9 protein-coding genes are annotated in these 13,889 nt (G+C 43.7%); 2 read left to right on the top strand and 7 right to left on the bottom strand.

Translation table 11 applies throughout. From position 1 onward, the window contains the following. Nucleotides 1-28 precede the first annotated feature (28 nt). Nucleotides 29-931 (bottom strand): DMT family transporter, encoded by a 903-nt coding sequence (locus FX988_RS01790; protein ID WP_160178067.1) that lies wholly within the window; start codon nt 929-931, stop codon nt 29-31. 532 nt (nt 932-1,463) lie between these two features. On the opposite strand from FX988_RS01790, the gene FX988_RS01785 reads away from it, so the two are divergent. After that, the gene (locus tag FX988_RS01785) at nt 1,464-2,024 is read left to right on the top strand and encodes a type 1 glutamine amidotransferase domain-containing protein (protein ID WP_160178066.1); all 561 of its coding nucleotides are present in this window, start codon (nt 1,464-1,466) and stop codon (nt 2,022-2,024) included. 85 nt (nt 2,025-2,109) lie between these two features. Here the strand turns inward: FX988_RS01785 and greA are convergent, their stop codons facing one another. The 6 genes from greA to putA form a co-directional block, all read right to left on the bottom strand. After that, the gene (gene greA, locus FX988_RS01780; protein ID WP_160178065.1) at nt 2,110-2,586 is read right to left on the bottom strand and encodes a transcription elongation factor GreA; all 477 of its coding nucleotides are present in this window, start codon (nt 2,584-2,586) and stop codon (nt 2,110-2,112) included. 97 nt (nt 2,587-2,683) lie between these two features. Continuing rightward, entirely contained in the window at nt 2,684-5,902 is a 3,219-nt protein-coding gene (carB, locus tag FX988_RS01775) for a carbamoyl-phosphate synthase large subunit (RefSeq protein ID WP_160178064.1), read from the bottom strand. Nucleotides 5,903-5,940: 38 nt separating this feature from the next. Further along, the gene (gene carA / locus FX988_RS01770) at nt 5,941-7,086 is read right to left on the bottom strand and encodes a glutamine-hydrolyzing carbamoyl-phosphate synthase small subunit (RefSeq protein ID WP_160178063.1); all 1,146 of its coding nucleotides are present in this window, start codon (nt 7,084-7,086) and stop codon (nt 5,941-5,943) included. Nucleotides 7,087-7,351: 265 nt separating this feature from the next. Then, the gene (gene dapB, locus FX988_RS01765) at nt 7,352-8,155 is read right to left on the bottom strand and encodes a 4-hydroxy-tetrahydrodipicolinate reductase (protein WP_007988072.1); all 804 of its coding nucleotides are present in this window, start codon (nt 8,153-8,155) and stop codon (nt 7,352-7,354) included. 89 nt (nt 8,156-8,244) lie between these two features. Next, nucleotides 8,245-8,718: an Lrp/AsnC ligand binding domain-containing protein gene (locus FX988_RS01760; protein ID WP_006993387.1), complete on the bottom strand. Its 474-nt coding sequence runs from the start codon at nt 8,716-8,718 to the stop codon at nt 8,245-8,247. Nucleotides 8,719-8,892: 174 nt separating this feature from the next. Then, the gene (gene putA, locus FX988_RS01755; protein WP_160178062.1) at nt 8,893-12,666 is read right to left on the bottom strand and encodes a bifunctional proline dehydrogenase/L-glutamate gamma-semialdehyde dehydrogenase PutA; all 3,774 of its coding nucleotides are present in this window, start codon (nt 12,664-12,666) and stop codon (nt 8,893-8,895) included. 417 nt (nt 12,667-13,083) lie between these two features. Here putA and FX988_RS01750 point away from each other — a divergent pair, with 417 nt between their 5' ends. After that, nucleotides 13,084-13,773: a cytochrome b/b6 domain-containing protein gene (locus FX988_RS01750; RefSeq protein ID WP_160178061.1), complete on the top strand. Its 690-nt coding sequence runs from the start codon at nt 13,084-13,086 to the stop codon at nt 13,771-13,773. Nucleotides 13,774-13,889 lie beyond the last annotated feature (116 nt).

The following is a 13,889-nucleotide window of genomic DNA, read 5'->3' as shown; positions in this document are numbered from 1 at the left end:
GCTTGGGGCAATCACAGAACCTTTTTCTCTACCTTCTCTTGGCCTGCCAAGACTTGAGTTTTTCAACAGGTGTTAACACAATGGCGTTGCCAAGGATGACTAACAAAAACCCAAGTATGGTATTGGTGTGCCAGACAAAATCTTCATACAAGGTGCTGAGTAAAACAGCCACAAAGGGAAATAGTACAATAGAGTAACTCGCTTTTTCTGGCCCAATATCTCTGAGTAATAAAAAATAACTCGCAAACGCGATTACCGTACCAAATATAGACAGATAAAGAAGAGAGACGACATAGCTTGGCTCTGTTGAAACTTTAAATTCAGCACCACTTATGAGCGTTACTCCAATCAAGGCGATCGTACCGTACAGCATTCCCCACGCATTTCCCTGCATTACCCCAATATGGCGGGAAGAGTTGCGCACGCTCGCCATATTGCCTAATGAGGCCAAAAAAGTACCACCTAAGGCCAATCCTAGTCCATACATTGCTTCACTGGCGAAATCGAGCGTTTTAATATCCGGCCAAAACAGCGCAACTAAACCAAATACACCAAGCACTGCACCAAAGTAAATACGTTTGGCGATAACACGACCAAAAAATAAACGTGTATTGATAATGTTCATTAGCAATAACGTTGAAAACGCGATGGACGCCATCGCAGACGTTAAATACTGCTGAGCCTTATACAAAATTAAGTAGTTTAAACCAAAATTAAATAACGCTAACACAATAAAGAAGGCGTGGTCTGCCAAGGGAAAACGCATACTTAAAGGAGAGAAAAAACAATATCCCCACATAAATATGGCGGCTAAAGCGAAACGGTAAACCAAAGAGACTTCAGGCGCGACATCACCCAATTGAAACTCTATTGCTAACCAAGTTGAGCCCCAAATCAACACGGTAGTCGTATATAACAATGCACTTCTCACAACAAAGGTTCCTGTTTACTGAGGTAATCCGCCAAGGTAGCACATTGATTAGACACTCATACAATGAAATATCAGTATTGTTCTTGTCTTATAAAAAATTTAGCGCTTGGTTGCGAATATCGCGTTTGTGCCAACAAATGCCTTGATACAAGCCATTGTTTCTAGCAAACATTATCGCCACATGTGTCAAAGTAACGACAGAATTATATGATCAACGTAAGAAAACCTGCTTTCGGGTAAATATTACTACCTAAATCATTCTTTACTGTAAACGATTGTGACAAATTCACCATTTTCTCGTGATTAAATTTACACAACTTTTCATTATTCTAATAAAACTAAGCGCTATAAATTCAGTCTAATTTTATAGGTTTTCAAATAACTCTTTATAAATCAAACAATAAAAACTAACGCCGTTTTATCAGTTTACTGACCCAAGTTGGTTCGTTTTTTGCAGAGGTGTAGTTGAACGCATAATTTGTACTTTTTGACCATTAATCAATTAAAGTACTCATGCAAATAGGAGAAACGCATGTTGACGACATTATCAAATAATAAGACAGCAGCCATATTAGCCAAGGATGGATTTGAGCAATGTGAACTTATCGAAACCCGTGATGCCCTTGTTTCAGCAGGGGTTAAGGTTCATGTTATTTCGATAGAGCCTGGTACAATCATAGGTTGGAATGGCAGCAAATGGGGCATAGAAATTGAGGTCGATAGAGTGGTTTCTAATGTGATGGCCGAAGATTACGATGCGTTGATATTACCCGGTGGATTGTTTAACCCAGATGCATTGTTGCAAGATAAAGACGCTATCAATTTTGTGAAAGCGTTCTTTAGCGATGCGAAAGACAAACCCGTTGTAGCCATAAATCAAGGCACATGGATGTTACTGGAAGCAGACGTTTTGAAAAACCGCTTAGTTGCGTCTTTCCCCACCGTGTTAAATCGTTTACGCAATGCCGGGGCTAAGATAGTCGATCGAGATTTAGTGGTCGATAAAGGGCTGTATACTAGTCGAAGCTCGCATAACCTTGCAGCGTTGAATCAACAGGTTATCCAGCAATTAACTAAGCACCACACTCATTAGAAGTGATAGCAAATTTGACGCAAGCGGTAGAAATAAAAAAGCGCACCAAACTGTGCGCTATTTTTTGGCTGAAACTCAAAAACGACTAGATATATTCGACTTCGATAATTTCAAATTCAATTGCCCCTTTGGGCGTTTGGATAGTGACAACATCGTCAAGTTGTTTACCAATTAATCCCCGGGCAATTGGCGAACTAACAGAGATCAAGTTGTTCTTAATGTCTGCTTCATCGTCACCCACAATTTTATAGGTTATCTCATCGTCGCTTTCTAAATTCAAGATAGTAACAGTGGTACCAAAAATCACTTTACCGTTATTAGTCATTTTAGTGACATCGATAATTTGCGCATTTGACAATTTACCTTCGATGTCTTGAATACGACCTTCGCAAAAGCTTTGCTGCTCACGGGCAGCGTGATATTCAGCGTTTTCTTTTAAGTCACCATGCTCGCGTGCTTCAGCGATAGACTTAATAATCTCCGGACGTTTAACCGACTTTAAATGTTGTAGCTCTTCACGCAGCATATCTGCGCCCTTTGCTGTCATTGGATATTGAGTCATTGATCAATAGCTCACTTTATTTTTATTTGATATTACCTAGATATTAAATAGGTACTGAGCGTATAAATTCAACGTCCAGCACCAAATTAAACATAGGTTAGAGTAAACGTTTATGTAACTCTTGAACTGAATTTACCCGAGCTCGGTCATCTGCCTTGTTTGCATTAACAGTAGCAAAAGCCGCATTCATGGTCGTAGTGTACGGTATTTTATTCAGCAATGCTTCTCGGCGAATATACACAGAGTCATCAATTGCCTGACGCCCTTCGGTGGTATTGATAATATAACAATATTCACCGTTTTTAATTGAATCTACAATATTAGGACGACCTTCAGATAGCTTGTTTACAATTGAACAAGGTACATCAGCTTTATTTAATACCGCAGCCGTGCCCCGCGTCGCCTCTAGGGTAAACCCTTTGGCGACCATAGCGCGGCCTAATTCAATGATACGATTCTTATCATTCAAACGAACGGATAAAAGCGCCTTACCACCGGCAGGAATAGGTTCACCTGCGCCTAAATTAGCTTTTGCGTAAGCTTCTTCGAACGTATCACCTACCCCCATAACCTCACCGGTAGACCGCATTTCTGGCCCCAGCAAAGGATCAACACCTTGGAATTTTGCAAATGGCAATACCACTTCTTTTACACTGTAAAATGGTGGAATGACTTCTTTGCTTAAGCCTTGGTCAGCGAGTGATTGCCCCGCCATCGCACGGGCACCGATTTTAGCAATTGGCAAGCCTGTGGCCTTAGATACAAACGGCACAGTACGCGCTGCACGAGGGTTAACTTCAATTAAGTACACTTCGCCGTCTTTAACCGCAAATTGGGTGTTCATTAACCCCACGACACCTAGTTCAAGCGCCATAGCTTTGACTTGCTCACGCATCACATTTTGAATGTCGTCGCTCAATGAGTAAGGTGGCAGTGAACATGCTGAGTCACCTGAGTGAACACCGGCTTGCTCAATGTGCTCCATAATACCGCCAATCATGACTTCTTTACCGTCACAAATCGCGTCAACATCAACTTCAATAGCGTCGTCAAGGAAACGATCAAGCAATACGGGCGAATCGTTTGACACTTTTACCGCATTGTTCAGGTAGCGTTTCAAATCTTTAAGATCATAAACGATTTCCATGGCGCGGCCGCCAAGTACATAAGACGGACGAACAACCAAAGGAAAACCAATTTTTTCGGCTGCCAACAACGCTTCTTCAAGGTTACTTACCGTGGCATTCGCTGGTTGTTTAAGGTTTAACTTATTCACCATCTTTTGAAAACGTTCGCGATCTTCTGCCTTGTCAATGGCATCAGGCGAAGTACCAATAATGGGGACACCTGCAGCTTCTAAATCACGGGCCAATTTAAGCGGAGTTTGCCCGCCGTATTGAACAATAACGCCCACTGGTTTCTCGATACGCACGATTTCAAGTACATCTTCTAAGGTAACCGATTCGAAATATAAACGGTCAGAGGTGTCGTAATCTGTTGAAACGGTCTCAGGGTTACAGTTAACCATGATGGTTTCATAACCATCTTCACGCATGGCAAGTGCAGCATGTACACAGCAATAATCAAATTCAATACCTTGACCTATGCGATTAGGTCCCCCGCCGAGTACCATAATTTTTTTATTATCTGACGGGTTAGCTTCACATTCTTCATCGTACGTTGAATACATGTAAGCAGTACTGCTGGCAAATTCGGCCGCACAGGTATCTACGCGCTTGTATACAGGGTGAATATCAAACCCGCGGCGTAATTCACGCACATCACCTTGGTCTACACCGGTTAAATCCGCGATACGTGCATCAGAAAAGCCTTTGCGTTTCAGGCGGTTCATCAATGTTGCATCAATACCTGATAAGCCAAGCTCGGCAACATTTTGCTCTTCTTTGACTAAATCTGCAATTTGCACCAAGAACCATCGGTCGATGTTCGTTAAAGAGAATAGCTCTTCAATATCCATCCCCATTCTAAACGCGTCAGCAACGTACCAAATCCGCTCTGCACCAGGTTCACGAAGCTCACGAATAATCGCTGCTTTATTTTCAGGGTCGGTATAATCAATAATTGAATCAAGACCGTTAACACCAACCTCTAAGCCACGCAGCGCTTTTTGTAATGATTCTTGCTGATTACGACCGATCGACATTACCTCTCCCACTGATTTCATCTGGGTAGTAAGACGGTCATTGGCACCGGCAAATTTCTCGAAGTTAAAACGTGGAATTTTAGTCACAACATAATCGATAGCCGGTTCAAACGACGCTGGCGTTAACCCACCAGTAATGTCATTTGCGAGCTCATCTAGGGTGTAGCCAATGGCAAGTTTTGCGGCTACTTTAGCAATAGGGAAACCCGTTGCTTTAGACGCTAACGCAGATGAACGAGAGACACGAGGGTTCATCTCTATGATAACCAAACGGCCAGTGTTGGGGTCAACACCAAACTGAACGTTTGAACCGCCTGTTTCAACGCCGATTTCACGTAATACCGCCATGGCAGCGTTACGCATGATTTGAAACTCTTTGTCGGTTAACGTTTGCGCTGGTGCAACCGTGATCGAATCACCTGTGTGCACACCCATAGCATCAAAGTTTTCAATGGTACACACGATAATGCAGTTGTCTGCTTTATCGCGAACCACTTCCATCTCATACTCTTTCCAACCGATCAGAGACTCATCTATGAGCAGCTCAGAAGTAGGTGATAAATCAAGGCCTCGGCGGCAGATTTCTTCAAATTCTTCAACGTTATAAGCGATACCGCCGCCACTTCCACCCATGGTGAAAGACGGGCGAATAATACAAGGGAAACCGATACGCGTTGACACATCGAACGCTTCATCCAGACTGTGAGCAATCTCGGCTCTAGGACATTCAAGGCCGATTGATTTCATCGCCTTATCAAAACGCTCTCGGTCTTCTGCTTTATCAATAGCGTCGGCGGTAGCACCAATCATTTCTACGTTAAATTCAGCTAGCACGCCGTGCTTTTCTAAGTCTAACGCACAGTTAAGTGCCGTCTGACCGCCCATGGTCGGTAAAATCGCATCAGGGCGTTCTTTTTCAATAATTTTTCTGACTACTTCCCAATGAATCGGCTCAATGTATGTTGCATCGGCCATTTCAGGGTCGGTCATGATGGTCGCAGGGTTAGAGTTAACCAAAATAACTCGATAACCTTCTTCGCGCAGTGCTTTACACGCCTGCGCACCAGAATAGTCGAATTCACAGGCCTGGCCGATAACAATCGGTCCAGCGCCAATAATTAAGATACTTTTTATGTCGGTACGTTTTGGCATTGTGCTTATTACTCTAAATTTGGGGCTTAAGGGTCGTCTTAGCGTGTTGCTTGCATCAGCTCAATAAAGTGATCAAACAAAGGAGCCGCATCATGTGGGCCTGGGCTTGCTTCAGGGTGACCCTGGAAACTAAACGCTGGCTTGTCTTTGCGGTGAATACCTTGTAAAGATTGATCGAACAATGACACATGGGTAATGTCCAGGTTATCTGGCAAAGACTGCTCATCTACCGCAAAACCGTGGTTTTGGCTGGTGATCATCACGCGTTTACCTTGAATGTCTTTCACTGGGTGGTTAGCACCATGATGACCAAATTTCATTTTAACCGTTTTGGCACCGCTGGCTAACGCCAATAACTGGTGGCCTAAGCAGATACCGAAGATAGGTAAGTCTTTATCAAGCAAGGTCTTAATCGCGTCTATCGCGTAATCACATGGCTCAGGATCACCAGGGCCGTTTGATAAAAACACGCCGTCTGGGTTCAACGCCAATACGTCTGCAGCACTGGTTTTAGCCGGCACTACGGTTAATCGACAGCCTCTGTCTACTAACATACGTAAAATATTGTGCTTGGCGCCGTAGTCGTAAGCAACCACATGAAAAGGCAAGTCTGTTTGATTTTCATTAAAACCTTGGCCTAGCGTCCATGATCCGTCTGTCCAGCTGTAAAGCTCTTCTGTGGTCACTTGTTTGGCTAGATCTAGGCCTTTTAAACCAGGAAACGCTTTGGCTTTTTCTAAACCCACGTCACTATCAAGGCTTTGCTCAGAGCTCGCATCTACGGCAATAATGCAACCGTTTTGCGCGCCTTTATCACGTAATATACGTGTTAGGCGGCGGGTGTCGATATCTGCAATACCTAAAATGTTATTTGCACGTAGGTACTCAGACAATGATTGTTCGTTACGAAAGTTACTCGCAAGCAGCGGCAAATCTCTAATAATGAGGCCTTTGGCCCACACTTTAGTCGATTCACAATCTTCGCTATTGGTACCGGTGTTACCAATATGGGGATAGGTTAAAGTTACAATTTGTTCTGCGTAAGAGGGATCAGTAAGAATTTCCTGATAACCTGTCATTGAGGTGTTAAACACCACTTCACCAACAGACATACCAGTCGCTCCGATAGCCGTGCCATTGAAAACAGACCCATCTTCTAGCACTAAAAGGGCGGAATTAGCCAAGTCAACCTCCGAATATAGTTAACCTAAGGTATTTACACGGGCAATGTGCAAAAACCTATAAAAAACGGGCTGTAACTGTTTGAATTACATCCCGCTTTACCGTATTTGCAGCTATTAATTCCGTGGATTTATAAAAAAACCACTAAAATTTGGCAAATTCGCAATAATATACATGAAAGCCGGATTAAGGTCTATTCCCAATTGGGAAAATTGTTAAAATACCGCTTTCAATCGTATTTACCGTGCTAAGGGTTAAAACCCTAAGTTATGCTAAGCCTAAAACGTCCTGCATGTCATATAAGCCCGCGGGCTTGTCTTTCAACCAAACCGCCGCTTTTACCGCCCCCTTGGCAAAGGTCAATCTGCTCGACGCTTTGTGGGTTAATTCAATACGCTCACCGATATCAGCAAAAAGTGTTGTATGTTCGCCTACTATGTCCCCAGCTCTGACGGTGGCAAAACCAATTGTTTTTTGATCACGCTCTCCCGTGTCACCTTCACGACCATAAACCGCGCAAGTTGCAAGGTCGCGGCCTAGTTCATCAGCGATGGCTTCACCAATTGCTACAGCGGTACCTGATGGCGCATCTTTTTTGAAACGATGATGACCTTCAATGATCTCAATGTCCGCCGTATCCCCCATGACACGTGCAGTTTGCCGAGCAAGGTTCAACAGTAAGTTGACCCCAACACTGTAATTCGCGGCGAATACGATAGGAATGTGCTGACTGGCTTGTTGCAGCGCTTCTTTTTGTTGTTGATTTAAACCGGTCGTGCCAATCACAATGGGCTTATTGTGCGTTACGCACAGCGCTAAGTTGGCTTCAAGTGCCTCAGGTAGGGTAAAATCAATCAGAATATCAGTTTGCTTGAAATCGCCTGAGTTGGCGTCACTGACAGTAAGACCACGCTGACCAATACCGGCTAACTCACCGACATCAACGCCCATCATAGATGAGCTTGCTCTTACATATGCCGCGCATAACGTTGCGTTCTGCGCTTGATCTAACGCGTCAATTAACACGCGTCCCATTCGGCCATTGGCCCCAAAAATTGCAATTTTATTCATGCTGCTTGTATGTCAAATGATTCAGTGACGACATTGTGCCTGATTTACATCAGGCTTTCAGCCATACAAGCAGGCCAATCGTTTATTTATTATAATTGAATTAGATGAGTTGACTTTACTTCTTCCATTACCACGTAGGTGTGCGTTTGAGTCACCCCTTTAATGGAAGCCAACTTAGAGCCCAAAAATTTACAATACTCATCCATGTTCTCAATACGAATTTTGATCAGATAATCAAATTGACCAGCGACCATGGCACATTCGACAATCTCGTCAATTTCACTGACTTGTTGATTAAATTCTTTTACCGACTCCGTACTGGTGCTCGCCAATGAAAGCTGAACGTAAGCGGTCAGATTGGCTTTTAACTTTTTGGGATTTAAGTGAGCAACATACTTTTCTATGTAGCCGTTTTTTTCCAAGCGGCGAACTCGCTCTAGACAGGGAGTGGGACTTAGATGGATTTGATTAGCTAATTCGACATTCGAAATGCGGCACTCTCGTTGCAGTATATCGAGTATTTTTAAGTCTGTGCGGTCTAGCGTATCTTGGCCTTTTTTCATTTTTATTGCCTTGTAGTAACACGATTTTATCGTTTTTAGTTTCGCTCATGTTCATCATAGACAGAATTAGTGTCAGGTAAATTACCCAAAAGGCTTAATTTGAGCAGCATTATCACTATTCAACCAGTGATAAGTGCTGCTTAAATGCACAACAACCTTTTCTAGAAGCCTAATTTACTCTTTAAGGTTTAACAACATTGCGTTGCCCCCAGTGGCGACAACATTGTCGGTTTTGGTTTTCTCAGTCGCAAAACGCAGCACGCTATAGTCTGCAGTTAAGCTACCAATAAACGGAATGATCGCGCCTTTTCTTGCGCCTAAAGCACTGATAAGCCCATCAGTATTGGTTCCGGTTACACCCGCGATGGCATCATTGAGTAATAATGCATGGAGCTCCTTTTTATCATCAATACATTGTAAGCTTTCTGGGGGAACGAAACTTTCCAACGCTTGATAAACAGCACTGCGACTGGCCACTGTTTGCCCCAAACTTACCAAGACTACGCTATTACCCGCAAGTAGCGCGCCGATGGCTTGTAACACATTGCGTGTTTCATCCCCTTCATTAAGGGTGGCTAGAAATACTCCTCGCCCATGTAATGACAATTCATTGGTTTCCCCTGTCGGACCAGGCAATTCAATCGCGCCCGTAAAGTTGTGTCTGGCCTGTGCGAACATCCGAGAGGCTTGTTTTTGGTTCTCTGGCGAGATGTTTAAAAACTGTGGTAGGTTTTGTGCGCCAGCAAAAGCGTTTTCCAATAAGTTAATACGCTGTGCGATAGGTGTTGCTTGCCATGCGTTCTGCCCCATGGCTGCTACACGTAAACTGGTTTGAGTTTGTTTTGACAAGCCGTTTACGTCAGGCAACGAACCTAATACAGGTTCCGCGGCCCATAACTGCGTAAAGCGCAACAAGTAATGCGGGCCACCTGCTTTGAAACCGGTACCAGATAAGCCTTGCCCACCAAACGGATTAACGCCCACGACGGCGCCTACCATGTTCCGATTGATGTACGTGTTGCCCACATGTGTGTTGGCATACACCTTATCAGCAAACTCTTTAAGACGGCTGTGCACACCTAGGGTCAAGCCGTAACCCGTGTCATTGATATCTTGCAGCACACGATCCAAGTCTTTTGCGTCGTAGCGAATAACATGCAAAATCGGCCCAAACACCTCACGCTCTAATACATTGATGTGTTCAATTTCAAACACCTGAGGTTGCATATAATAACCATGTTCAGACCCCTTAGGCGGATTCGCTTTGGCGACTAACTTGGCTTGCTTAGTCATGTTTTCACAATGCGTTTGTAGCGTATTTAATGCATTATCATCAATAACAGGGCCAAGATCGGTGCTTAACTCCCAAGGCTTACCTATTTTTAATGTGTTTAGGGCACCTTTAAGCATTTCTAGCAGATTATCAGCAATATCATTTTGTACATACAATACGCGTAACGCTGAGCATCGCTGCCCTGCACTTAAAAATGCCGATTGGATCACATCATCGATAACCTGCTCTGGCAGCGCGGTTGAATCAACGAGCATGACGTTTTGTCCGCCCGTTTCAGCAATAAACGGTGGCAAGGACGTGCCTCGTTTTATTAACTCACCTTGAATACTTTGTGCAGTAGCCGTTGAGCCGGTAAATGCTACGCCTGCTACCCGCTCGTCTTTCATTAACAGTGGCCCAAGCTCTCGTCCTGGCCCAGTAAGTAGGTGCAATACATCTGCCGGCACACCCGCTTTGTGCATTAATTTAATAGCGTGGGTTGCGATAAGAGGTGACTGCTCTGCAGGCTTAGCAATAACGGTATTTCCTGCCACTAATGCTGCCACCACTTGCCCAACAAATATTGCTAATGGGAAGTTCCACGGGCTGATGCACACAAATACGCCCTGACCTTGAGCTAACTTGGGTTGAGTGGGGCTATCAGAGACCAAATGACGAATTTGCAGCGCATAGTAACGACAAAAATCCACAGCCTCACGTACTTCTGATATACCGTCATTGAGCGTTCTACCCGCTTCGAAACTAATCAAGGCGGTAAGCTCTTCTGTTTGCGCTTCTAGCAAATCAGCCACACCTTCAAGAATGACCGCCCGTTGCTCGACAGGCGTCGATTGCCAGCTTGGATAAGCATTTGCCGCGGCTTGCATGGCATTTTCAACGTCATTCTCGTTGGCATCTGTGCAATGGCCGATCATAATTGACGTATCAGCGGGCGAGTACAATGGATAGCCGTTCTCAGTGTTAAATTTGCCACTGACAATCGGCCCCGCCTGCCATTTTATATCACTAAATGCCTTAACCCGCTGGGCAACGGTATCAAAAGCAAGAGGATCGTCTAAATCGATACCTCGAGAGTTATCACGCTTTTCGCCAAACGCATTGAATATATCTTGGGCCAAAGGAATTTGAGTATTACGTCTGCCTTTTGCTTTGCTGATGGTTGTTTCAACACTTTGGACTAAATTAGCGGCTGCAATTTTGCCATCTAAAAACTGATTCACAAATGAACCGTTGGCACCGTTTTCTAGTAGCCTTCGCACCAAATAGGGTAATAAATCGCGATGTACTCCTACAGGCGCATATACTCTTAAAGGAAGTGCGTTACCGGTTGTCTCGCTTATTTGTCCGTAAAGCAGGTCGCCCATACCGTGTAGACGTTGAAATTCAAAACTGCTTTTGTCATTGCCAGCCATTTCCATAATAAGGGCAACGGTGTAGGCATTATGGGTAGCAAACTGAGGGTAGATGTTGGCTCGATTATCAAGCAATTTGCCCGCACAAACCTGATAGCTTAAATCCGTGTGTACTTTTCGTGTAAAGACTGGAAACTCACTTAAGCCCATTTCTTGCGCATGTTTAATTTCGGCGTCCCAATAGGCACCTTTCACTAATCGAACCATCAACTTGCGATCGCTTGCTTTGGCTAACTCAACCAACCAGTCAACCACAAACAGTGCACGCTTTTGATAAGCTTGTAACACAAAACCAAGGCCATTCCAGCTGGCTAATTCAGGGGCAAACGCCAATCCTTCAAATACATCTAATTCAATATCCAAGCGTGCCGCTTCTTCCGCATCAATAGTAAAGCCGATGTTGTATTTCTTCGCTTCAATGGCAAGCGCCAAAACACTAGGGAGCAGTTCGTCTATTACCAACTGGTGATGACTAAATTCATAACGTGGATGCAATGCGCTAAGTTTGACTGAAATTCCGTCAGCTAAATTCACATTTGTATCAGAATTGTTTTTGCCAATCGAATGGATCGCACTAAGATAGGCATCATAGTATTTTTGCGCATCTTTGTATGTACGAGCGCCCTCACCCAACATGTCGAACGAAAAGCGAGTGCCTTCAACGTTCCCTTTTTTGCCGCGCTTCGTGGCTTCTTTGATATCTCTGCCTAATACATATTGTTGCCCCATAAATTTCATGGCTTGCAACGTAGCACCGCGCACAACGGGCTCCCCCACGCGCTGAATTAACTTACGAAACCAATTTTGAGGCTCCTCGTTCGTTGTTTCTTCTTTGCCTAGAATTTTACTGGTCAGTGACAAGCCCACGCTCGCGGCGTTAACTAACAACTCATCAGACTGGCCGATATGATCGCCCCATTTGCCCAAGTGAATTTTTTCCGAAATTAGACGGTCAATCGTATAACTATCTGGCACCCGTAGTAATGCCTCTGCTAAACACATCAGCACAACACCTTCATGGCTAGATAAGCTGTACTCTTGCAAGAAAGCATCAAACAAACCTTGTTTGTCCGGATTAGCTCTACATTGTTCAACAAACGACAAAGCCGTTGCATGTACTTTATTACGCGCCTCTTCAGTCAAAGGATTTGTACTTAGCATATATTCAACACTTTCCGACTCGTCAAGGTAGGTGTTAGCTCGAATAGCTTGGCGAAATGCTTGTAAGTTAGCCTGCAACATATGAAATCTCTGTCGTGTTAATAAGATGAAAAAATGGGCTCAACTGCAACTGCGTGGTAACAAGTTGACCCTGTTGTTAAACCTCAATATGAGGTATGCAACGTCATTGTAGTTTTGCGCGCATTTTATGCTTGAAAATAGAGAATATGCCACTTTATTTTTAATAAAATCAGCCAAATTACATCGTCATACGCATTACTTACAGGCTATTTCACTAGTTAGCTGCGAATGAAGTGGTGAAATTGACTAATTGTCACTCAATTCTCTCTCCCTACACTGTTACCAAGAGTGAATGATTCCGCTTATACACAGCAACAAAAACCACATATAGATAATTCCTCTTGAGTTGTGCTTAATCGCCAGTAACAATATTCTTTATCTTCTCTAATTCTTGCTATCCATTATTCGAGCCAACATATGACAAACCGCAAAACATTGGTCTGGGATCTCCCCTTACGTATCTTCCATTGGTCGTTAGTACTGCTCATTTTTGCACAGTGGTTAACCGCTGAAGTATTAGATGGATATATGGATCTTCATGCTAAATTTGGCTACAGCTTATTAGGCTTGGTGATATTTCGTGTCGTTTGGGGAATTGTGGGCCCTAAGCATTCACGGTTTGGTTCATTCTTGCGCGGGCCCAGTGCAATTTATCACTATGCTCATTCGCTTTTAAGTCGACGCCCCTCAACTTACACTGGCCACAACCCTTTGGGTGCTTTGATGGTACCGGCTATTTTAATTGTGGTGGGTGCTCAAGGGATAAGTGGATTATTCGTCACCGATGATGTGCTTTTTACCGGGCCGTATTACCCTAGCGTGACTGACGAAACGCAGGGTATCATGCAATGGTTGCATCATACTTTGTTTGATGTGTTATTGATTATTATTGGTCTACACATTAGCGCAATTTTAAGCTACGAATTATTGCTGAAAAAGCCATTAATCGGCTCTATGCTTCACGGTAAAAAGGATGTGCAATCAAAAAATGGGATCACGCACTCACGCTGGATATTAGCCGTTTTTATTGCATTAATTATTGCAGCATTTATGTATTGGCTAGTCGTGGTAGCGGTGCCTGAAGTTGAGCTTGATTTTTACTATTAAGGCAAATAAAAAAAGCGAATACAGCGACATGATATGCACTGTATTCGCTATGTGTTAGCTTCACTGCTTATTGGTACTCTCATGTTTACATATAAGCATGAAGATATTACATAAGC

The sequence above is a fragment of the Paraglaciecola mesophila genome, assembly GCF_009906955.1.
In the GTDB taxonomy this organism is placed as follows: Bacteria; Pseudomonadota; Gammaproteobacteria; order Enterobacterales; family Alteromonadaceae; genus Paraglaciecola; species Paraglaciecola mesophila_A.
Note: the sequence above shows the minus strand (reverse complement) of the source record. Positions and strands in the feature narration are given on the sequence as shown.